The 20657-nt window shown below is 69.0% G+C and carries 21 protein-coding genes and 1 tRNA gene; 14 read left to right on the top strand and 8 right to left on the bottom strand.

Features of this window, described 5'->3' with window-relative positions; genetic code table 11:
* Positions 1–3 precede the first annotated feature (3 nt).
* The 12 genes from gsiD to AB1I47_RS03175 all read left to right on the top strand — a co-directional run bounded on the left by gsiD (position 4) and on the right by AB1I47_RS03175 (position 11356).
* On the top strand, positions 4–918 hold the full coding sequence (gsiD, locus tag AB1I47_RS03230) for a glutathione ABC transporter permease GsiD (protein ID WP_354682334.1): 915 nt from the start codon (positions 4–6) through the stop codon (positions 916–918).
* Positions 919–922: 4 nt separating this feature from the next.
* A complete protein-coding gene (locus tag AB1I47_RS03225; RefSeq protein WP_354682333.1) occupies positions 923–1954 on the top strand; it encodes a DmpA family aminopeptidase in 1032 nt (343 codons plus the stop codon).
* A complete protein-coding gene (locus AB1I47_RS03220) occupies positions 1954–2772 on the top strand; it encodes a M55 family metallopeptidase (protein WP_354682332.1) in 819 nt (272 codons plus the stop codon). The genes AB1I47_RS03225 and AB1I47_RS03220 overlap by 1 nt, the downstream gene beginning before the upstream one ends.
* 66 nt (positions 2773–2838) lie before the next feature.
* Positions 2839–3612, top strand: coding sequence for a hypothetical protein (locus AB1I47_RS03215; protein ID WP_354682331.1), 774 nt, complete (start codon positions 2839–2841; stop codon positions 3610–3612).
* Between the two features lie 106 nt (positions 3613–3718).
* The gene (locus tag AB1I47_RS03210; RefSeq protein ID WP_354682330.1) at positions 3719–4789 is read left to right on the top strand and encodes a M14 family metallopeptidase; all 1071 of its coding nucleotides are present in this window, start codon (positions 3719–3721) and stop codon (positions 4787–4789) included.
* Between the two features lie 246 nt (positions 4790–5035).
* Entirely contained in the window at positions 5036–5662 is a 627-nt protein-coding gene (locus AB1I47_RS03205) for a CDP-alcohol phosphatidyltransferase family protein (protein ID WP_354682329.1), read from the top strand.
* 3 nt (positions 5663–5665) lie between these two features.
* Positions 5666–7435 carry a bifunctional alpha/beta hydrolase/class I SAM-dependent methyltransferase gene (locus tag AB1I47_RS03200; protein WP_354682328.1) on the top strand — a complete coding sequence of 590 codons (1770 nt, stop codon included), beginning with the start codon at positions 5666–5668 and terminating at the stop codon, positions 7433–7435.
* Positions 7432–8802, top strand: coding sequence for a phosphatase PAP2/dual specificity phosphatase family protein (locus tag AB1I47_RS03195; RefSeq protein ID WP_354682327.1), 1371 nt, complete (start codon positions 7432–7434; stop codon positions 8800–8802). The genes AB1I47_RS03200 and AB1I47_RS03195 overlap by 4 nt, the downstream gene beginning before the upstream one ends.
* A 1-nt stretch (position 8803) precedes the next feature.
* Entirely contained in the window at positions 8804–9250 is a 447-nt protein-coding gene (locus AB1I47_RS03190) for a hypothetical protein (protein WP_354682326.1), read from the top strand.
* A gap of 5 nt (positions 9251–9255) precedes the next feature.
* Positions 9256–9894 (top strand): lysophospholipid acyltransferase family protein, encoded by a 639-nt coding sequence (locus AB1I47_RS03185; protein ID WP_354682325.1) that lies wholly within the window; start codon positions 9256–9258, stop codon positions 9892–9894.
* 5 nt (positions 9895–9899) lie between these two features.
* Positions 9900–10862, top strand: coding sequence for a phosphatidate cytidylyltransferase (locus AB1I47_RS03180; protein WP_354682324.1), 963 nt, complete (start codon positions 9900–9902; stop codon positions 10860–10862).
* A gap of 185 nt (positions 10863–11047) precedes the next feature.
* Positions 11048–11356, top strand: coding sequence for a CoA transferase (locus AB1I47_RS03175; RefSeq protein ID WP_354682323.1), 309 nt, complete (start codon positions 11048–11050; stop codon positions 11354–11356).
* A gap of 67 nt (positions 11357–11423) precedes the next feature.
* Here the strand turns inward: AB1I47_RS03175 and AB1I47_RS03170 are convergent.
* The 3 genes from AB1I47_RS03170 to AB1I47_RS03160 all read right to left on the bottom strand — a co-directional run bounded on the left by AB1I47_RS03170 (position 11424) and on the right by AB1I47_RS03160 (position 14195).
* Positions 11424–11500, bottom strand: a tRNA-Val gene (locus AB1I47_RS03170).
* A 105-nt stretch (positions 11501–11605) separates the two neighbouring features.
* Positions 11606–13156: a class I adenylate-forming enzyme family protein gene (locus tag AB1I47_RS03165; RefSeq protein ID WP_354682322.1), complete on the bottom strand. Its 1551-nt coding sequence runs from the start codon at positions 13154–13156 to the stop codon at positions 11606–11608.
* 40 nt (positions 13157–13196) lie between these two features.
* The gene (locus tag AB1I47_RS03160) at positions 13197–14195 is read right to left on the bottom strand and encodes a Bug family tripartite tricarboxylate transporter substrate binding protein (RefSeq protein ID WP_354682321.1); all 999 of its coding nucleotides are present in this window, start codon (positions 14193–14195) and stop codon (positions 13197–13199) included.
* Positions 14196–14559: 364 nt separating this feature from the next.
* Between AB1I47_RS03160 and AB1I47_RS03155 the strand changes: the two genes are divergently transcribed.
* Complete coding sequence (locus AB1I47_RS03155) at positions 14560–14886, top strand: helix-turn-helix domain-containing protein (protein ID WP_354682320.1); 327 nt, start codon at positions 14560–14562, stop codon at positions 14884–14886.
* Entirely contained in the window at positions 14879–16201 is a 1323-nt protein-coding gene (locus tag AB1I47_RS03150) for a HipA domain-containing protein (protein ID WP_354682319.1), read from the top strand. The genes AB1I47_RS03155 and AB1I47_RS03150 overlap by 8 nt, the downstream gene beginning before the upstream one ends.
* 9 nt (positions 16202–16210) lie before the next feature.
* On the opposite strand, the gene AB1I47_RS03145 is transcribed toward AB1I47_RS03150, so the two are convergent.
* The 5 genes from AB1I47_RS03145 to AB1I47_RS03125 all read right to left on the bottom strand — a co-directional run bounded on the left by AB1I47_RS03145 (position 16211) and on the right by AB1I47_RS03125 (position 20628).
* A complete protein-coding gene (locus tag AB1I47_RS03145; protein WP_354682318.1) occupies positions 16211–17464 on the bottom strand; it encodes an MFS transporter in 1254 nt (417 codons plus the stop codon).
* A gap of 312 nt (positions 17465–17776) precedes the next feature.
* Positions 17777–18670 (bottom strand): 50S ribosomal protein L3 N(5)-glutamine methyltransferase, encoded by an 894-nt coding sequence (gene prmB / locus AB1I47_RS03140; protein WP_354682317.1) that lies wholly within the window; start codon positions 18668–18670, stop codon positions 17777–17779.
* Positions 18671–18694: 24 nt separating this feature from the next.
* Positions 18695–19846: a succinyl-diaminopimelate desuccinylase gene (gene dapE / locus AB1I47_RS03135; protein WP_354682316.1), complete on the bottom strand. Its 1152-nt coding sequence runs from the start codon at positions 19844–19846 to the stop codon at positions 18695–18697.
* Positions 19847–19865: 19 nt separating this feature from the next.
* A complete protein-coding gene (locus AB1I47_RS03130) occupies positions 19866–20213 on the bottom strand; it encodes an ArsC family reductase (RefSeq protein WP_354682315.1) in 348 nt (115 codons plus the stop codon).
* Between the two features lie 31 nt (positions 20214–20244).
* The gene (locus AB1I47_RS03125; RefSeq protein ID WP_354682314.1) at positions 20245–20628 is read right to left on the bottom strand and encodes a hypothetical protein; all 384 of its coding nucleotides are present in this window, start codon (positions 20626–20628) and stop codon (positions 20245–20247) included.
* Positions 20629–20657: the final 29 nt, after the last annotated feature.

Raw genomic sequence — 20657 nt, 5'->3', positions numbered from 1 at the left:
GGCATGACTGAGCTTTCCACGCCCGCCGCAAGCCAAGCGGCACCCGCCACCGCCCCCGTGCCGGAGGCCGAGCGCACGCCCTGGACCGAGTTCTGGCGCAAATTCCGCAAGCAGCACCTGGCGCTGGGCGCCGGCGCGTTCGTGCTGGTGCTGGTGCTGATCGCCATCATGGCGCCGCATATCGTGCCGTACGACCCGGAGAACTACTTCAACTACGACGCGCTCAACGCCGGCCCGTCGGCCGCGCACTGGATGGGTGTGGATTCGCTCGGGCGCGACATCTTCAGCCGCATCCTGGCCGGGGCGCGCATCTCGCTGGCGGCGGGCTTCCTGTCGGTGATCATCGGCGCGGTGATCGGCACCGTGCTGGGCCTGCTGGCCGGCTACTACGAAGGCTGGTGGGACCGCATCGTGATGCGCGTGTCCGACGTGCTGTTCGCTTTCCCCGGCATCCTGCTGGCGATCGGCATCGTCGCCATCCTCGGCAACGGTATGACCAACGTGATCTTCGCCGTGGCCATCTTCAGCATCCCGGCGTTTGCGCGGCTGGTGCGCGGCAATACGCTGATGCTCAAGCGCCTGACCTATGTCGAGGCCGCGCGCAGCATCGGCGCGTCGGACTGGACCATCCTGGTGCGCCATATCCTGCCGGGCACGGTGTCGTCGATCGTGGTGTATTTCTCGATGCGGATCGGCACCTCGATCATCACCGCGGCCAGCCTGTCCTTCCTGGGACTGGGCGCGCAGCCGCCGACGCCGGAATGGGGCGCGATGCTCAACGAAGCCCGCGCCGACATGGTGACCGCGCCGCACGTGGCGATCTTCCCCAGCCTGGCGATCTTCCTGACGGTGCTGGCGTTCAACCTGCTTGGCGACGGGCTGCGCGACGCGCTCGATCCCAAGATCGACCGGCGCTGAAGCGATGGCTGCTTCGATACCGCATATCGGCGCGCTGGCCGCAGGGCCGCTGCACAGCATTGCCGACGTGGCCGGCGTCACCGTCGGCCACTGCACGCTGGCGCAGGACGCCGTGCAGACCGGCGTCACCGTGATCCGGCCGCATGCCGGCGATCCGTATCGCGACAAGGTGCCCGCCGCGGCCACCGTGCTGAACGGCTTCGGCAAGAGCGTGGGGCTGGTGCAGGTCGATGAACTGGGCGTGCTGGAGACGCCGGTCGCGCTGACCAACACGTTCTCGGTTGGCGCCGTGGCGCAGGCACAGATCCGCGCCGCGGTGGCCGCCAACCCGGAGATCGGGCGATCGCTGCCTACGGTCAATCCGCTGGTGTTCGAATGCAATGACGGCTACCTGAACGATATCCAGCGCATGGCGGTGCAGGGCAGCCACTATGACGCGGCGCTGGCCGCCGCCGCGCAGGATGTCGCGCAGGGAGCGGTCGGAGCGGGGCGCGGCATGGCGTCGTTCGGCGTCAAGGGCGGCATCGGTACGGCATCGCGGCTGGCGGGCGGCTATTGCGTCGGCGCGCTGGTGCTGGCCAATTTCGGCACGCCCCAGTCGCTGACGGTGGCGGGGCGGCTGGTCGGTCCGGAACTGGCGCAGCGGCTGGCCGACACGGAGGCGCAGCCTGAAAAGGGCTCGATCATCATGATCCTCGCCACCGACGCGCCGCTGGACGCGCGCCAGTTGCGCCGCCTGTCGCTGCGCGCGGGAGCCGGGCTGGCGCGCACCGGCTCGGTCTTCGGACACGGCTCGGGCGATCTCGCGCTGTCCTTCTCCACCGCCTATACCGTGCCGCACGAAGCCGAGCGCCCCATGCCTGCCATCGCCATGCTGCATGAAAGCAAGCTCGACCCGCTGTTCCGCGCCGCGGCCGACAGCGTCGAGCAAGCCATCCTGCACGCACTGTGGCATGCCGAAACCGTACAAGGCCGCGACGGCCATTGCCGCCGCGCGCTGCTCGACGTGATGCCCGAAGCGGGCAAGACCGCCTGATGAAGATCCTGATTTCCACCGATATCGAAGGCGTCGCCGGCGTCTTCCACGCCGAGCAGACCCGCGCCGGCAATGGCGAATACGAGCGCGCCCGCGCCTGGATGACTGGCGAGGCCAATGCCGCCGTCGAAGGCGCGTTTGCCGGCGGCGCCACCGAGGTGCTGGTCAACGACTCGCACGGCGGCTTTCGCAACCTGCTGCCGGACCAGCTCGATCCGCGCGCGCGGCTGGTGCTGGGCAAGCCGCGCTACCTCGGCATGATGGCGGGCGTAGAGACGGGCACCAACGGCGTGATGATGCTCGGCTACCACGGCCGCGCGCAAAGCCGCGGCGTGCTGGCGCACACCATCAACAGCAGCGCCTTTGCGCGGGTCTGGCTCAACGGCAAGGAAGTGGGCGAGGCCGGGCTGTATGGCGCGCTGGCGGGCGAGTTCGGCGTGCCGGTGCTGATGGCCAGTGGCGACGATGTCTTCGTGCACGAGACCCATGCGCTGATGCCGTGGGTGCGCTATGTCGAGACCAAGTCGGCGGACGGCTTTGGCAGCGGCACCACACTGTCGCCAGCGGCGTCGCGCGCGGCGATCGCGGCCGCGGCCGCCGAGGCGGTGCGTGACCATGCGCAAGCACAGTGCCTGCGTACCAGCACGCCGGTGAGCTGCCGGCTGCAGACGCTGACCCCTGCGCATGCGGACCTGTTCTGCCAGTGGCCGGCGCTGGAGCGCCGCGACGGCGTCACGCTGTGCTTCCGGGCGGATTCGGTGCAGGCCGCGATCCGCATGCTGAACTGCCTGTCGGCGATGTCGTTCATGCTGAAGTAATCCGGGGCGGCCGCCGGGATCGGCGACAATAGCGGGTCTTGCAATCCCCCAAGGCTTCACCCACGCATGACCCAGGCACACGACGGGGGCTGGATCCCCGTACGCAAGGACTTCGTCGATCCCGCCACGCGCTGCCATGCGCGCGGCAACAGCCGCCGGCACCACGGCTTTGCCGCCGGCCAGGCCTATATCCTGCGCGACGCCGCCGGACACGAATTCCCGTTCGGCGAAGACTGCGCCCGCGCCGCGGTGGCGCATCCCGGCCTGCTGCTGCAGGTGCCGGACTATACCGAGCGCGACGCGGTGCCGCGCAGCGCCTTGCCTGACCCCATCCCGGCCGGCGCGCGCCGGCGCCGCAGCGCCGCTGAAACCGCCACGGCCGAGCGCGCCGCCGCGATCCGCTACCTGGTGCTGCGCATGGAAAAGGTGGCCGCGGTGCCGCGCGTGCAGCCGACCGTGCGCTTCCCGGCGCTGGAGCCGGTCTACGAGCAGTACCTGCGCACCGGCGATATCGCCACGGCGCAGGTGCGCCGCATCCTGGCGATCGAGCGCAGCCCGACCACGCCGCCGCGGCTGCGCGCCACCAACCTGCTCGACGTCTATACCGCGCATATCAAGCTGGAGCGGCTGATCGCGGCGTCCAACAGCGTCGGCAATATCCGTTTCCTGCGCGGCCTGCACGACTGGCTGGCGCGGCACCTGGTGCTGTCCGCCAGCCAGCTCGCCGCGGGCGGGATCGAGATGCATCCGCAGGCATTTACTGCGCCGGGCATCTGGGGACCGGAAACGGCATCCGCGCCAGCGCCGCCAACGGGAAACCCTTCGGACTCGCTGTTTTAGCCACGGTTGGCGGCGGTCGGCAGCAGTAGGCCGCCGCAGTGGATCGAAGTTGGCAATCCCGCCCGAATGGCGTCTAATCGCAGCATCGCCATCCGCCGGTGACGCCATGAGCCATTTTTCGCGCAGCTACGCCGAAGCCCGCCAGAAGTTTCTCGCCGCAGCCCGGGGAGCGGGGGCCGCACTGGCGGAATTCCCGCATCCCACCCGCCGCGGCAGCGCGGGCGAGGACCTGGCGATCGACGTGGCGCTGGCCGGCTCGCCCGAGGCCCGCCAATGCCTGATGGTGACCTCCGGCGTCCACGGCGCCGAAGGCTTTGCCGGCTCCGGCGCGCAGGTGGCGATGCTGCACGACGCCTCGCTGCTTGCCAATTGCGCCGCGGCCGATACCTGCCTGCTGCTGGTACACGCGGTCAATCCCTACGGCTTTTCCCACCTGCGCCGGGTCAACGAAGACAACGTCGACCTGAACCGCAATTTCATGGACTTCACCCAGCCGCTGCCGCATAACGCGCCTTATGCCGAGATCGCGCCGCTGCTGCTGCCGCCGCAATGGCCGCCGTCGGATACCGAACAGGCGCAACTGATGAAGACCGTGGCCGAGCGCGGCATGGCCTGGTACCAGGCGGCGCTCAGCGGCGGCCAGTACCAGGACCCGGACGGCATGTTCTTCGGCGGCACCAAAGCCACCTGGAGCAACTACACGCTGCGCCGCATCCTGGCGCGCTTCGGCGCGGGGCGGCAGGCGCTGCGCTGGATCGACGTGCATACCGGGCTGGGCCCGCGCGGCTACGGCGAGCCGATCCACATGGGCCCCGAAACACCCGAGGCGGTCGCGCGCACCCGCGCGATCTGGGGCGGGCGGGTGACCTCCACCTGCGACGGCTCGTCGACCTCCGCCCCGCTGACCGGCCTGGCCTGGCACGCGGTGCCGCAGACCTTGCCGGAGGTGGACTATGCGGGCATCGCACTGGAATTCGGCACGCTGCCGGTGGGCGAGGTGCTGGATGCGCTGCGCGGCGACCACTGGCTGCACCGCCATCCCGAGGCGGACGAGAACCAGCGCGCGCTGGTGCGCCAGGCCATGTGGCAGGCCTTCTATGGCGATGCCGACGACTGGCGTGACGGCGTGGTGGGGCAGACCACAGACGCGGTGCACAGCGCGCTGGCCGCGGCCTGATACTAGCCGGTGCTGCGCTCCCGCCGGCCGGTGGCGTGAACACCCGCAGGCGATAAGAAATGTCCGATTCAACATTTATGCCACTTCTGATAATGTCTCGCCTTTGACGGGGGAGTGCTGAGCCAGGCACCGCTCGTCGCCAGGCGGTTGCAACACCAACCGATTGCAAAACCAAGAACAAGCACGGAAGGGTTCCGGCGCGCGGCGCCGCTTTCCGGGCATCAGCTCGGCAGGGAGGCCGGCGCGATGACCCTTTACGAACTCAAGCCTAGGTTCCAGGCGCTGCTGCGGCCGGTGGTGCAGGACCTGGCCCATCGCGGCACCACCGCCAACCAGGTGACCGTAGCCGCGGCCGCCGGCTCGCTTGCCATCGGCGTACTGGCAGCGGTGGGCATGCTGGTGGCCGAAACCCCCACGCTGTTCCTGCTGTTCCCGGTCTGGCTGTTCCTGCGCATGGCGCTCAATGCCATCGACGGCATGCTGGCGCGCGAGCACGGCCAGCAGAGCGCGCTCGGCGCCTACCTGAACGAACTCGGCGATATCGTCTCCGACCTGGCGCTGATCCTGCCGCTGGGCGCGCTGCCGGCATTCACGCTGGCGCAGGTCGGCACCTTTGCGCTGCTGGCGGTGATGGTGGAAGCCGCCGGCCTGGTCGGCCCGCTGGCCGGCGCCAGCCGCCGCTACGACGGCCCGCTGGGCAAGAGCGACCGCGCTTTCGCGGTCGGCGCGATCGCGCTGTGGGCCGGGCTGGGAATGGCTTTTGGCCCGCTGGCATCCTGGCTATGGCTGGCGCTGTCGCTGCTGTCGCTGTTCACCATTGCCAACCGGGTCCGCCACGGCGTTGCCGAGGCCCACGCCCGCACCGCGGAGTAGCCCATGGACCGACTGTCGAGCCGCCAGCCGCTGGAGCGGCAATTCGAGACCCACGATGACCAGGCGCTGTTCTATCGCCACTGGCCGGCGGTGGAGGGCCCGGCGCGCGGCGCCGTGGTGCTGTTCCACCGCGGCCACGAGCATTCCGGCCGCGTCGCGCACCTGGCCGACGAGCTCAACCTGCCGGCCTACGACATCTTCGCCTGGGATGCGCGCGGCCACGGCCGCTCGCCCGGCGAGCGCGGCTACAGCCCCAGCCTGGCCGATTCGGTGCGCGATATCCAGACCTTCACCACGCATATCGCCGAGGCCCACGGCATTCCGCTGGAGCGGATGGCGGTGGTGGCGCAAAGTGTAGGCGCGGTGCTGGCCGCCACCTGGGTGCACGACTACGCGCCGCCGATCCGCGCGCTGGTGCTGGCCTCGCCGGCGTTCAAGGTCAAGCTCTACGTGCCGTTCGCGCCGCCGGGGCTGAAGCTGATGCAGCGCCTGCGCGGCAAGTTCTTCGTCAACAGCTACGTCAAGGCGAAGTTCCTGACGCACGATCCGGAGCGCATCGCCAGCTACGACAGCGATCCGCTGATCACGCGCCCGATCGCGGTCAATATCCTGCTCGACCTGTACGAGACTGCCGAGCGCATCGTGGCCGATGCCGCGGCGATCACGGTGCCGACACAGTTGCTGATCTCCGGCGCCGACTGGGTCGTGCACCGCGGCCCGCAGGACCGTTTCTACGAGCGGCTGGGGTCGCGCACGAAGGAACGCATCGTGCTCGACGGCTTCTACCATGACACGCTGGGCGAGCGCGACCGCAAACCGGCGCTCGATGCCGCGCGCCGCTTTATCGTGCGCGAGTTCGACACGCCGTCGGCGCCGCGCTCTTTGCTCGATGCCGACCAGATCGGCCCGTTCCGCGAGGAATCCGACCGCCTCGCGTCGGCGCCGTCCGCGCTGGCCGCCTGGTACTGGCGCGCGGCGCGGGCCAACCTGAAGCTGGGCGGACTGCTGTCTGACGGCGTGCGGCTGGGCCATCAGACCGGCTTCGACTCCGGCTCGACGCTCGACTACGTGTACCGCAACACGCCGTCCGGCCGCGGCAAGCTGGGCCGGCTCGCCGACCAGCAATACCTGGACGCGATCGGCTGGCGCGGCATCCGCCAGCGCAAGGTCCACGCCGAGGCGCTGATCGCCGAAGCCGTGCGCCGGCTGCAGGCGGCGGGCATCCCGGTGCGGATGGTCGATATCGCGGCCGGGCACGGGCGCTACGTGCTGGAGGCGCTGGGCGCGTTGAATGGCGGGGCGGCTGCGGTCGAATCGATCCTGCTGCGCGACTACAGCGCGCTGAACGTCGAGCGGGGCAGGGCGCTGATCGCCGGCAAGGGACTGCAGGCCATCGCCCGCTTCGAGCAGGGCGACGCCTTCGACGGCGACAGCCTGGCCGGGCTCAGCCCCGCGCCGACGCTGGCGGTGGTGTCCGGCCTGTACGAACTGTTCCCCGAGAACGCGCCGGTGCGGCGCTCGCTCGACGGCCTCGCCAGCGCGGTGCCGCCGGGCGGCTACCTGGTCTACACCGGCCAGCCGTGGCACCCGCAGCTCGAGTTCATCGCCCGCGCACTGACCAGCCACCGCGCCGGCGCCGCGTGGGTGATGCGCCGCCGCGCGCAGGCCGAGATGGACGAGCTGGTGCGGGCCGCCGGCTTCGACAAGGTGACCCAGCGCATCGACCCGTGGGGGATCTTTACCGTCAGCCTGGCACGCAGGCGCGGCGCATGAGCACGCTTCCCGCGGAAGCGGCGCAGGGCGCGCCGGCAGAGGCGCGCCCGTGGGCGCTGGCCTGCTTGCTGCTGGCGCTGGCCGGCGCGCTGTTCTTCTCCAGCTACGGCTTCGCCAACTGGCTTGCGAGCCAGCGCCAGGACGTGCCGTCGGTCTTCTTCGAATGGGAGCGCGGCATTCCGTTCCTGCCGTGGACCATCGTGCCGTACTGGTCGATCGACCTGCTGTACGGCCTCTCTTTTTTTCTGTGGCGCACGCGCGCGGCGCTGCTGACGCATGTGAAGCGCCTGGTGCTGGCGCAACTGGTGTCGGTGGCGTGCTTTATCGCCTTCCCGCTGCGCTTCAGTTTCGAACGCCCGCAGGCCGACGGGCTGCCGGGCCAGCTCTTTACGCTGCTGGGCGGCTTCGACCTGCCGTTCAACCAGGCGCCGTCGCTGCATATCAGCCTGCTGGTGATCTTGTGGGTCGCCTTTGCGGCGCACGTGACCGGCGGCTGGCGCTGGCTGCTGCATGGATGGTTCGCGCTGATCGGCGTATCGGTGCTGACGACGTGGCAGCACCACCTGATCGACGTGCCGACCGGGGCGCTGGTGGGATGGCTGTGCGTTTACCTGTTCCCGCTGCGTTTGCCGGCAGTCGACGCTGCCGCGCCGGATGCGCGCACGCGCCGGATTTCGCGCCGCTACGCGCTGGGCGCCGCGATCGCGCTGCTGTGCGCGGTGCTGGCAGCGGGCGCGTCGGTGACGCTGGCGTTCCTGCTGCTGTGGGCGGCGCTGGCGCTGGCTTGTGTGGCGCGCATCTATGCGCTTGCCGCGCCGGCCTGGTTCCAGAAGGACAGCAACGGCACGATGGCCCCGGCCGCATGCTGGGTGCTCGCGCCTTACCTGCTCGGTGCCTTCATCAATTCGCGCTGGTGGACGTGGCGCGCGCCGCGGGCCAGCCAGATTGCCGACGGGGTCTGGGTGGGCCGCTTCGCGACGCGGCGCGAGTTGCGCGCGCTGGGCGTCAACGCGGTGCTCGACCTGAGCGCGGAACTGCCGCGCGTGGCCAACGGTCGCGCGCTCGCGTATCGCTGCGTGCCGGTGCTGGACCTGACCGTGCCCACGGCCGGACAGCTGGAACAAGCGGTCTCCCAGCTCGATCAGTGGCACGCGGAAGGGCGCCGCGTATTGGTGAGCTGCGCGCTGGGCTATTCGCGCAGCGCGCTGGTCGGCGCGGCGTGGCTGGCACGCCAGCGGGGCTTGAGCGATGCCGAGGCCGCGCTGGCGGCGCTGCGCGAGCATCGCCCCGCGGTCGTGCTCAGTCCGGAGCATGCCCGGACGCTGCAGGGCTGGCTCGACAGCTTGCCGACAATGGAGCCCGCCTGACATGGCCGCTGAGTCCACGCCCGGCGCGCGCAACGCGGATGCCTGGATTGCGCACGCCGTCAACGGGGCGTTGTCGGGCGCGGTCCGGATCGGCCTGGCTGGCCTTGGCTTCGCGCTGCTGGCGGTCTGGCTGGTTGCGACCGCCGCATTGCCACGAGCCCTTGCGGTTGCGCCGCTGGCCGTGGCGCTGGCCGAGTTGTGGTTGCTGTTGCGCGTGGCGATCGACCACCGCCTGTTCGACGCGCTGGCAGCGTCCTGCACGCGCGACGGCCACGCCGACCTGGCCGGCCTCGACCGCGCGCTGACTGAACTTGGCTGGATCGCGCCCGCCCGCGCCGGCCGTCCGCTGCCCGAACGCGCCCGCGGCGCGATGCGGCTGGTGCGCGCCAGCGCCGCACTGGCCGCGCTCCAGCTCGCGCTGGCCTTGCTGATATCGATGCTGAGGTAATCACCATGTGGCTTGCCCGCGCCACCGCGCGTGCCATCATTGTCTTCGCGCGGCTGCTGACCGGCATGCGCGCCAACTGGCGGGGCTGCATCCCGGCCGCGGTGCAGCGCGTTTACTTTGCCAACCACAGCAGCCACGGCGATTTCGTGCTGATCTGGGGCTGCCTGCCGCCCGACCTGCGCCCGCTGACGCGGCCGGTGGCCGGCGCCGATTACTGGGAACGCTCGCCGCTGCGGCGCTTTATCGGCCGCGACGTGTTCCGCGCGCTGCTGATCGACCGCATCCGCAGCCATGCCGGCAACGACAGCGGCAGCGACCCGATCGCGCTGATGCGCGGCGCGCTCGAGGGCGGCGATTCGCTGATCCTGTTTCCCGAAGGCACGCGCAACACCACCGACGCGCGCCTGCTGCCGTTCAAGAGCGGCATCTTCCACCTGGCGCGCGCCTGTCCCGAAGTGGAATTCGTGCCGGTGTGGATCGACAACCTTAACCGCGTGATGCCCAAGGGCGAGATCGTGCCGGTGCCGCTGCTGTGCACCGTGACCTTCGGCCAGCCGGTGCTGCTGGCGGACGGCGAGGACAAGGAGGGCTTCCTGTCCCGCTGCCGCGACGGCCTGCTGGGGCTCGCCCCCGAACTGGAATGACGACCATGCCGACCCTGCCCACCTTGCACTGGAGCCACGAAACCTGGCTGCTGTTCAGCGGCCTGTTCGGCGTGCTGCTGCTGGCCACCACCGTGACCGCGCTGCTGCGCTGGCGCGTGGCGGGTGGCGGCCAGCACGCCGTGATCGACAACCTGGCGCAGCGCGTGTCGGCCTGGTGGTGGATGATCGGCATCATGGGCGCGGCCTTCGCGCTGGGGCGCACCGCGGTGATCGTGCTGTTCTACCTGCTGTCGTTCTTCGCGCTGCGCGAGTTCGTCACCATCATCACCACGCGCCGCGGCGACCATCGCGCCATCGTCGCCGCGTTCTTCGTGTTCCTGCCGCTGCAGTACGTGCTGGTCTATATCGACTGGTACGGCATGTTCTCGATCCTGATCCCGGTCTATGCCTTCCTGATCTTGCCGATCCTGGCGGCACTGTCGGCGGAGACCACGCGCTTCCTGGAGCGTTGCGCCGGAGTGCAGTGGGCCGTGATGATCTGCGTGTTCTGCATCTCGCACGTGCCGGCGCTGCTGACGCTGCCGATCCCCGGCTTCGACGGCCGCAACCTGCTGCTGATCGCCTTCCTGGTGATCGTGGTGCAGGGCAGCGACGTGCTGCAGTACGTGTGGGGCAAGCTGTGCGGCAAGCGCAAGATCGCGCCGATGCTGTCGCCGTCGAAGACCGTCGAGGGATTTGTCGGCGGCGTCGCCAGTGCCACCGCGCTGGGCGCGGCGCTATGGTGGATCACGCCGTTCAGGCCGTGGCAGGCGGGCGCGATTGCGCTGGTGATCGCGCTGATGGGCTTCCTGGGCGGGCTGGTGATGTCGGCGATCAAGCGCGACCGCGGCATCAAGGACTGGGGCCATATGATCCAGGGCCATGGCGGCATGCTCGACCGGCTCGACTCGGTGGTGTTCGCCGCGCCGATCTTCTTCCATATCACCCGCTACTGGTGGGTGCCCTGATCGCATTGCCGCGCGGGGCCCACGCAGGTCCGCGGCTCAGAGCGCCATCTCTTCGCACCATTTGACGACCGCGTCGCGGAAGTCCTGGCAGATCGGCGACAGGTAGCCGCCGGCGCGGCAAAGTATCGCCAGCTCGTGCTGCCACGACATGCCGTCGCCGGCGATCGCCTGCAGGCCCTGGCCGCTTGCCGCGCGCGGCCGAACTGAACGGGCGCGTGGCGCAGGCGTTGTCGCTGCAGCCGCTGGCGCATTGGGAGGCATTGCTGAGAGAGCGTGACGTGCTGTTTGCACGCGTCGGCCATGCCCGTGAGCTGCTGGCGAACGAGCAGTGCGTGCAGGCGGGCGTATTCGGCCGGCTGGCGCATGCGGGGATCGGCGAGCTGCCATGGGCCAACCTGCCTGGCATGGCCGGCACCGCGCGGCCTGCGGGCGAGGCGCCGGCGCTGGGCCAGCATACGGAGGCGGTGTTGTCGGCGTTCGGCATCCGCGCCTGACGAACGCGCGCCCGGAAAAGAAAAACGGACGGTGCGCGATGCGTACCGTCCGTTTCCTTTTGTGCGTTGGTAGGCTCGATTGGACTCGAACCAACGACCCCCACCATGTCAAGGTGGTGCTCTAACCAGCTGAGCTACGAGCCTAGCGAAGGCGCGAATTATAGAGACGCCTTTGCCATTGCGCAAGCACCCGCGCGAATTTTCTTCGATTGTGCTTTGGCCAGCGCGTCTGCGGTCACACCCCCATCGTCAGGCCTGCACCAGCCGGTCGCGCAGTTCGCGCTTGAGCACCTTGCCGATGGCGCTGCGCGGCAGGCTGTCAACCTCATGTACTTCGGCCAGCCGCTGGGTCTTGCCGAGTCGCTCATTGGCCCAGGCCAGCACGTCATGCGCGGTGGCTGCGCCATCCGCACGCAGCGCGATGAAGGCCACCGGGGTCTCGCCCCAGCGCTCCGACGGCACGCCCACCACCGATACCTCGGCCACCGCCGGATGCTCGCGCACAACGGCCTCGATATCGCTCGGGTAGATGTTGAAGCCGCCCGAGATGATCATGTCCTTCTTGCGGTCGAGCAGCACCAGGAAGCCGTCTTCGTCAAAGCGGCCGATATCGCCGGTGCGGATAAAGCGAAGGCCCTGCGCATCGTGCCATTCTGTCTCAGAGGTCTTCTCCGGCTGGTTGTGGTAGCCGTTCATCATCGCCGCCGAGCGGCCCACCACTTCGCCGGTGCTGCCCGGCGGCAGCTCGCGGCCCTCGTCGTCGATGATGCGGATATCGGCGCCCGGCGCGGGGCGGCCGACGGTGTGCAGCTTGTCGGGGAACTGGTGCGCGTGCAGCAGGCAACTGCCGCCGCCTTCGGTCATGCCGTAAAGCTCGGTCAGCCCGCCCGGCCAGCGCCGCAGCACATCGGCCTTCAGCGCCGGGCTGAACGGTGCGCTGGTGCAGAACTTCTGCGCGAAGGACGACAGGTCGTGGCGGTCGAACGCCGGATGCGCCAGCAGCCGCTGGTACTGCACCGGCACCAGCATGGTATGCGTGACGCGATGCCGTTGCGCCAGCGCCAGATACTGGCCGGCGTCGAACCTGGCCATCAGGATCGCCGTGCCGCCCAGGCCGATGGTGGGGAAGAAGCTGGCGAGCGTGGTGTTGGAGTACAGCGGCGTCGACAGCAGCGTGACCGCATGCGTGCCGTAGCCGGTGGCGGCACCGCGCGCGACATGGGCCCAGCGCATGCCATGCGACTGCACGATGCCCTTGGGCAGGCCCGTGGTGCCGGACGAGTAGATGATGTTCAGCGGCATTTCCGGGCGGATCTCTGGCTCGGTCACGGGCGTACCGGCGGGCGCGAGCCAGGACGCGTATGGCTGCCCGGCATCGCTGCCATCGAGCGTGACGATCGGCGTGTTGGCCAGCTGCTCGCGCACCGGCTGCATCTCCGTGGCCACGGCTGCGTCGGTGAACAGGATGCGCGCCCCGGAGTCGGCCACCATGCCGGCCAGGCTGGCCGGCGTGGACGACGGCGCCAGCGGTGCTACCACCACGCCGGCGCGCACCGCGCCCAGGTAGACGGCGGCGTATTCGATCGAGGACGCAGCGCAGATCGCGATGGCCTCGCCGGGGCGCACGCCGTCGCGGACCAGTGCGGCGGCGATGCGGTCCATGGCGGCGTCCAGGCCGGCATAGTCCAGGGTGCGCTCGCCCTGCATCAGCGCGCGCTGCGCGGGGCGTTGCGTGGCATGTTCGCGCACCAGCACGGACATGGTGGTGAAGGGGCGTTGGATCGGAGTCGGTTGGGTCATGTCGGGCAGGTGAGTGGGCAATGGCGGGGAAGGGGGGGGCTTACTGGATCTGGGCGCCCGATTCCTTCACCACTTTGCTCCAGCGGTTGATCTCGGCATCGATATGGGTGCGCAGCGCGGCGGGCGTGGAGCCCACGGGCTCATAACCATTGCCGGCCAGCGTGGCCTTCAGCTCGGGCTGGCGCAGCACGGTGGCGATCTCCGTGCTGAGCCGGTCGATCACCGGCTGCGGCGTGCCGGCCGGCGCCAGCACCGCGTACCAGCCGGTGATGCTGATGCCGGGCACGCCGGCTTCGGCCAGTGTCGGCACGTCGGGTGCAACCGCGGCGCGCTGGCCGCTGGTGACCGCCAGCGCGCGCAGCTTGCCGCTCTTCACGTGCGGCAGCGTGGTGGAGATGCTGTCGAAGGTGAGCTGGACCTCGCCCGACAGCATCGCCGTCACCACCTGCGCGCTGCCCTTGTAGGGAACGTGGGTCATCTTGATGCCTGCCACGGCGTCGAACAGCTCGCCCGCCAGGTGGCCGGTATTGCCGTTGCCGGCCGAGGCGAAGGTCAGCTTGCCGGGCGCGGCCCTGGCCTGCTCGATCAGTTCCCTGACGTTGGTGGCCTGCAGCGAGGGGCTGCCGGCCAGGATCATCGGCAGGTTCGCTACCAGCGACACCGGCGCGAAGTCCTTGCGGGTGTCATAGGGTAGCTTCGGGTACAGGCTGGCATTGATGGCATGCGCGGCCAGCACCATGATCAGCGTATAGCCGTCGGGTTTGGCGCGCGCCAGCGCCTGGCTGGCGATGGTGCCGCCGGCGCCGGGGCGGTACTCCAGCACCACCGGCTGCCCGAGCCGCTCCTGCAGCTTTGCCGCGACCGGGCGCGCCAGCAGGTCGGCGCTGCCGCCGGGCGGATAGGGGATCAGCAACTGGATCGGGCGCGACGGCCAGGTCTCGGCCTTGGCGCCAGGCGAGACGGCGGTGGCCGCGGCCACGGCCAGCATGCCGGCCAGCCATGCACGACGGCCCCGGGCGGGGCGCAATTGGGATGCCATCTGGTTGTCTCCTCGTTGGCTTGTGCCGGCTTGTGCCGGCTTGTCTTGGCCCAGGGCGCGGCCGTTGTCGCGCGGGTTTCAGGCCGGCTGGGACGTTGCTGTCACAAACGGTAAAGGTGTCAGGCCGCCAGCGGAATTCTTAAATCGATAAGGCTGGCTTTTTGGGGACGAAGCGGTGCGCCGGCGGGGGCATGAACTGGCGGGTTTGTCGCGACCGGCCGAGGATGCGCCGGCCTGGAAATCTTTGCGAATAAGGAGATTCTGCCCTTGGCGCGACTTGGTTAGCCGAAATCTTTGCGATCAGGGAGATTTCTTGCTTTTCCATGTTGGAAGCACTAAAGTCTTTGCGATCAAGGAGATTTTTGTGCAACGACCACTCAGCGACCCCAGCGATATCGGCGCCCTCGTTCGCGCCGCCCGCAAGGCCCAGGGCCTGCGGCAGGACGATGCCGCGGGCGCTATCGGCGTCAGCGAGAACTTTATGGTCCGCGTGGAGAACGGCGCGGAGGGGATCCAGTGGGGCAAGCTGTTCCAGGTGCTGGAGGGGCTGGGCCTGCGTGTGACGGTGGACGTGCCGGACGCGGCGGCACCGCTGGTCGATGCCGAACGCGACAAGCTCAGGCAACGCCAGGCGCGCAGCCGCAGGCGCGCCGCGGCGCAGCGCCCTGACGGGACCGGCCAGCATGGCTGAGCGCACGCTGGTCGCCAGCATCAACGGCACGCCGGTGGGCGAGCTGCGCGATGCCAACGATGTGTGGTCCTTCCACTATGATCCCGCGTGGCTGGGCGACCCGCACGCCTTTGCGCTGAGCCCGGCCTTGCCATTGCAGTCCGCGCCGCTGGCCGACGGCAGCACGCTGCGCCCGGTGCAGTGGTACTTCGACAACCTGTTGCCCGAGGACGGCCAGCGCGCGCTGCTGGCGCGCGACGCCAGCATCCGCAACGAGGCGGATGCCTTTGCGCTGCTGGCGCACTATGGCGCCGAATCGGCAGGCTCGCTGACGCTGCTGCCACCGGGCCGCTCGCCCGCCGCCGTGCCGAACCTGCGTCCGCTGAGCGACGCGGCGCTCGATGCGCGCATCCACAGCCTGCCGAGCGTGCCGCTGACGCATGGCGCGGTCAAGCGCATGTCGCTGGCGGGCGCGCAGCACAAGCTGGCGGTGGTGCTGCAGGACGGCGCGCTGTACGAGCCCGGCGCGGATACGCCATCGACGCATATCCTGAAGCCGACGCACCAGATCCAGGAGATCTATCCGCATTCGGTCGCCAACGAGTGGTTCGTGATGTCGCTGGCGGCCAGGCTGAAGCTCGATGTGCCGACGGTGCACCGGCGCTATGTGCCGTCACCGGTCTACCTGATCGACCGCTTCGACCGCCGCCTGGCGCCGACGGGACAGTGGGAACGGCTGCATGCGATCGATGCCTGCCAGTTGCTGAACCTGCCGCGCACCTTCAAGTACGACCAGGGCAGCGTTGTACGACTGGCGGAACTGGCGGCGCTGTGCCGGGCGCCGGCGGTGGCGCGGGCGCGGCTGTTCGACTGGCTGGTGTTCAACATCCTGGTCGGCAACTCGGACGCGCACCTGAAGAACCTGAGCTTCCTGGTGTCCGATGCGGGCATCGCGCTGGCACCGTTCTACGACCTGCTGAGCGAGGCCGCCTATGCCACGCGCGCCTATGGCAAGACCGGCTGGCCGCAGGCACACCGGTTTGCGTGGCCGGTGCTGGGTGTCGAGTTCTATGGCGATTTCTCGCGCGCGCTGGTGCTGGAGGCGGGGCGCGCACTGGGGCTGACGACCGTGACCGCCGAGCGGCGGCTGGACGCGATGCTGCGCGGCATTGGCCCGGCGGCGCAGGCGCTCTACGCGCTGGCCGAGCAGCAGAACGCGGCGCTGACGCAGCAACGCCCGGCACTGACCAGCGGGTTTGCGGGCGAGCTGGCGTGCCTGCGCGTGATCCGCTTCACCATCATTGCCGATATGGTGCGGGCGCTGGCGCCGGCCTGAGTGGACCGGTCAGTGGGTCGGATGCGGCGGGCTGAAGACGTACGGCACCAGCGCCGCGGCGATCAGCACCGCGGCCGACACAAAGATCGCCGAATAGGTAAACGCCACCGGCCAGTCGCGCACATGCCCGGCATTGGCGATGAGCCCGAACGCCCACGACGCCAGCGCCGAGCCGAGGAACACGAAGGTATTGAGCAGCCCCAGCCCGCGCCCGCGCCGCGACGGCGGAATCAACCCGCGGCCCTGCGCCATCACCAGCGGATGCAGCATGCCGATGGTCGACAACAGCGCCATCATCGCCACGCCGTAGCCGATACCCTCCGCAGGCCAGAGTCCCAGCAGGATCGCGCCCGACATGGCAAAGCACGACCAGCCGACGATGGTGGTCTTGAGCGTACTGCGGCGGACCAACACCGGCAGCAGGAAGGCAGTCATAAAACCGGCCAGGCTCAGCAGCGTCAGCGCCACGCCACGCGGTGCCGAGCCCAGGCCGAAGACGTCGGCGAGATACGGGCCGCTCCAGGCGTTGCGGAACGCGGTGCCGGCGGCCATCGCCACGCACAGCGGGATCAGGGTCCACAGCGGTGCCAGCCTGAGCAGCTGCACGCTCTCCGACAGCATCGCAGGCCACGACGCAGTGCGCGCCTCGGCATGGCCCTGGTCGCGCACGAAGCGCCAGACGCCATAGCACGCCGCCACCATGCCCAACGCCGACACCGCCATCGACGGGCGCCAGCCAATCAGCGAGATCGCCCAGCCCAGCGGCGCGGTGGCGCACAACGCGCCGATCATGCCCATGGCGTTGGAGCGGCTGACCACGCGGGTGTAGTCACGTTCGGACAGTTGCTCGGAAGCGAAGTGCAGCAGGCCCATGAAGACTGGGGCGCAGGCCAGTCCCAGCCCGACCTGCGCCAGCGTGGCCGCGGTGCCGTTGGGAGCGAGCACGAATACGATCGACGACAGCGCGCCGACGGCCAGAAGCAGCGCGGTGGGGCGGCCTACGCCGTAGCGGTCGAAGGCGATGCCTACCGGGATTTGCGCTACGGCGAAGGCGAGGAAGAACGAAGAGGACAGTGCGCCGAAGCCGGCCGGCGACAGGCCGAAGTCGTGCTGCAGCTCGGGCGCCATCACTGCCAGGCAGGAGCGGAAGAACTGGCTCAGCGCGAAGGCGAAAGTCAGTATGGCGATGCCGCGGGTGGCATGTGTGGCCTGGGCGGGTACGGTGTCGGGCGAAGCGGGGAGGCGGGTGTTGCTGGCGGTCACGGCTTCGGGGTTTGCATACTGCGCTGGCTGCGGAGAAGCGATGTTGGACGGTATCTGCAGCGAGTGTAGAGCTTGCGCGGGACGGATGGCCGCGCGGTGGCCGGTGTTCGCCCAGATTGCGAGTCAGCGAGCAAGGCCGCTGACCTTTGTGATCCCGATTGTGTACCGCCTCTCCCGCTTGCGGGAGAGGGTTGGGGTGAGGGCCGGAATATCCACGAAGTGAAGGCCAGTGGTATGCCAGTGCCTGCCCTCACCCCCCGCCCCTCTCCCGCAGGCGGGAGAGGGGAGCAAACCGTCGGTTCGCTATGCCGGTTATCCCGGCAACGCCTCATAAGTCAGCAAAAACACCTGCTCATCCCCCGCACTGACCGGCAACCAGACAATCTCCAACTCCGGAAAAGCCGCCTCCACATTGGCATGCTCGTTGCCGATCTCCACCACCAGCACCCCACCCGGATTCAGATGTGCCTTGGCGCCGGCAATAATCCGCCGCACCACATCCATCCCATCATCCCCCCCAGCCAGCGCAATGCGCGGCTCGGCCAGATACTCGGCAGGCAGCGCCTGCATCGACGCCTCATTGACATACGGCGGGTTGGTCAGGATCACATCGTAGGTGGCACCATGGGGCAGCGGCGCATACAGATCGCCCTGGTACAGATGGATGCGGTTCTCCATCTTGTAGTCCGCCACATTGCGCCGCGCCACCGCGAGCGCATCGGGCGAAATATCGACCGCGTCGATCTTCGCATGCGGCCACACGTGCGCGGCCACGATCGGCAAACAGCCCGAGCCGGTACAAAGCTCCAGCACCGGACCGATCTCGCCGGTCTCACCGATCCACGGCTCCAGCCCTTCCTGCAGCAGCTCGCCGATAAAGCTGCGCGGCACGATCACGCGCGAGTCCACGTAGAAGCGCAGGCCATGCATATAGGCCTCATGCGTGATGTAGGCGGCCGGCACGCGCTCGGTGACGCGGCGGTCGATGACCTTCAGCACGGCATCGATTTCCTCGGGCAGCAGGCGCGCGTCAAGGAACGGATCGAGCGTGTCGAGCGGCAGGTTCAGTGTATGCAGCACCAGGTAGGCCGCTTCGTCATAGGCGTTGGCGCTGCCGTGGCCGAAGGACAGGCGCGCGGCGGTAAAGCGCGAGACTGCGAGACGCAGCAGGTCGCGCACGGTGCGCAGGGGGGAGGGCGTTGCCATGTAGGGTGTCTTTCGGCGAAAAAATCAGGCGATCAGGCGTTCCAGCACGCCGCGGTAAACATTCTTCAGCGGCTCGATAAAGCGCACTTCGACGTGCTCGTCGATCTTGTGGATGCTGGCGTTGGGCGGGCCGAACTCGATCACCTGCGGGCAGATCTTGGCGATAAAGCGGCCGTCGGAGGTGCCGCCGGTGGTCGACAGCTCGGTCTCGAAGCCGGTCTCGGCCTGGATCGCCGCCGACAGCGCCTCGGACAGCTCGCCGCGCGGGGTCAGGAAAGGCTCGCCGCCGAGGGTCCAGTCCAGCGTGTACTCAAGGCTGTGGCGATCCAGGATCGCATGCACGCGCTCTTTCAAACCTTCCGGCGTGCTGGCAGTAGAAAAGCGGAAATTGAAGTCGATGGTGACGTGGCCCGGGATCACGTTGGTGGCGCCGGTGCCGCCGTGGATATTCGACATCTGCCAGCTCGTGGGCGGGAAGTATTCGTTGCCCTGGTCCCACACTTCGGCGGCCAGTTCGGCCAGCGCCGGGGCGGCTTCATGGATCGGGTTGCGCCCCAGGTGCGGGTAGGCGATATGGCACTGAATGCCCTTGACCGTGAGCTTGCCCGACAGCGAGCCGCGGCGGCCGTTCTTGACCATGTCGCCAAGCGCGTTGACCGAGGTGGGCTCGCCGATCACGCAGTAGTCCAGCCGCTCGCCGCGCGCGGTCAGCGCCTCGACCACCTTGATGGTGCCGTCATGCGCCGGGCCTTCCTCGTCGCTGGTGATCAGGAAACCGATCGAACCGGCATGCGCGGGATGCGCCTTGACGAATTCCTCCACCGCCACCACGAAGCCGGCGATCGAGGTCTTCATGTCCGCCGCGCCGCGGCCGTACAGCCTGCCGTCGCGGTGGGTCGGCTCGAACGGGTCCGAGTGCCACTGCTCCAGCGGGCCGGTCGGCACCACGTCGGTATGGCCGGCGAACACCAGCAGCTTGCCGTCCTTGCCCTGCGTGCCGCGCTTCACCGCCCACAGGTTGGTCACGCGGAAATCATCGGGCCCGCTGACAAGGGCTTCGCAATCGAAGCCGAGCGCCTTCAGGCGGGTTTCCAGGATGGCCTGGCAGCCTTCGTCGGCGGGCGTGACGGAGCGGCGGCGGATCAGGTCTTCAGTGAGGGCGAGGGTGGCGGTCATCGGATGACGAAAATGGAAATCAGAACTGGCCGGCGTACTGGTCGGCGGAAAAACCGACCATCACCTTGCCGGCGTGGGCCAGCACCGGGCGCTTGATCAGCGACGGGCTTTGCTGCATCAGCGCGATCGCGCCGGCTTCTTCCTCGGCGCGTGCCTTGTCGGCGTCCGACAGCGCGCGCCAGGTGGTGCCCTTGCGGTTGAGCAGCGTGGCCAGCGGCACGTGCCTGAGCCAGCCGCGCAGCATGGCTTCGTCCACGCCTTGCTTCTTGAAGTCGTGGAAGGTGTAGGCCACGCCGTTGGCATCCAGCCAGGTGCGGGCTTTCTTGACGGTATCGCAGTTGGGAATGCCGTAGAGCAGGACGGTCATGGCTTGTCTTGATGGATTGGATCTGCGGAACTCAGCGGAACAACAGGTTCAGCGCGATGATCAGGCTGCCGAGCCCCAGCGCCACGCCGCCCATCGCCACCGCGGTCATCAGGCGCAGGCGGCGGTCCAGCCGCGCGGCTTCCTTGCGCAGGGCCTCGATGGTGATGGCATGCTGCTCGGCCAGCAGCTTGACCGCTTCGGCCTGCTGCATCGCGGTGGCTTCCAGCTCGGCAATGCGGGCGGCGGGATCGCGCGTGTCGGCCACCGCGCCTTCATGCGTCTCGCCCTTGCGCCGGCTCTTCTTGAGCTTCTCGATGGTCTTGTTGGCCTGCTCGAGAATGGTCGGCAACAGGGAGAGCACGGTACTGACGGTGGTGGGATCCAGGGCCATGAGTCGCTTGCGGAGGGAAGGCATGTTCAGCCTGGCCAGGCGGGGTGACAACG

It is taken from the genome of Cupriavidus necator, from assembly GCF_040578825.1.
GTDB lineage: Bacteria > Pseudomonadota > Gammaproteobacteria > Burkholderiales > Burkholderiaceae > Cupriavidus > Cupriavidus necator_E.
This window is presented reverse-complemented; position numbering and strand designations above follow the sequence as displayed.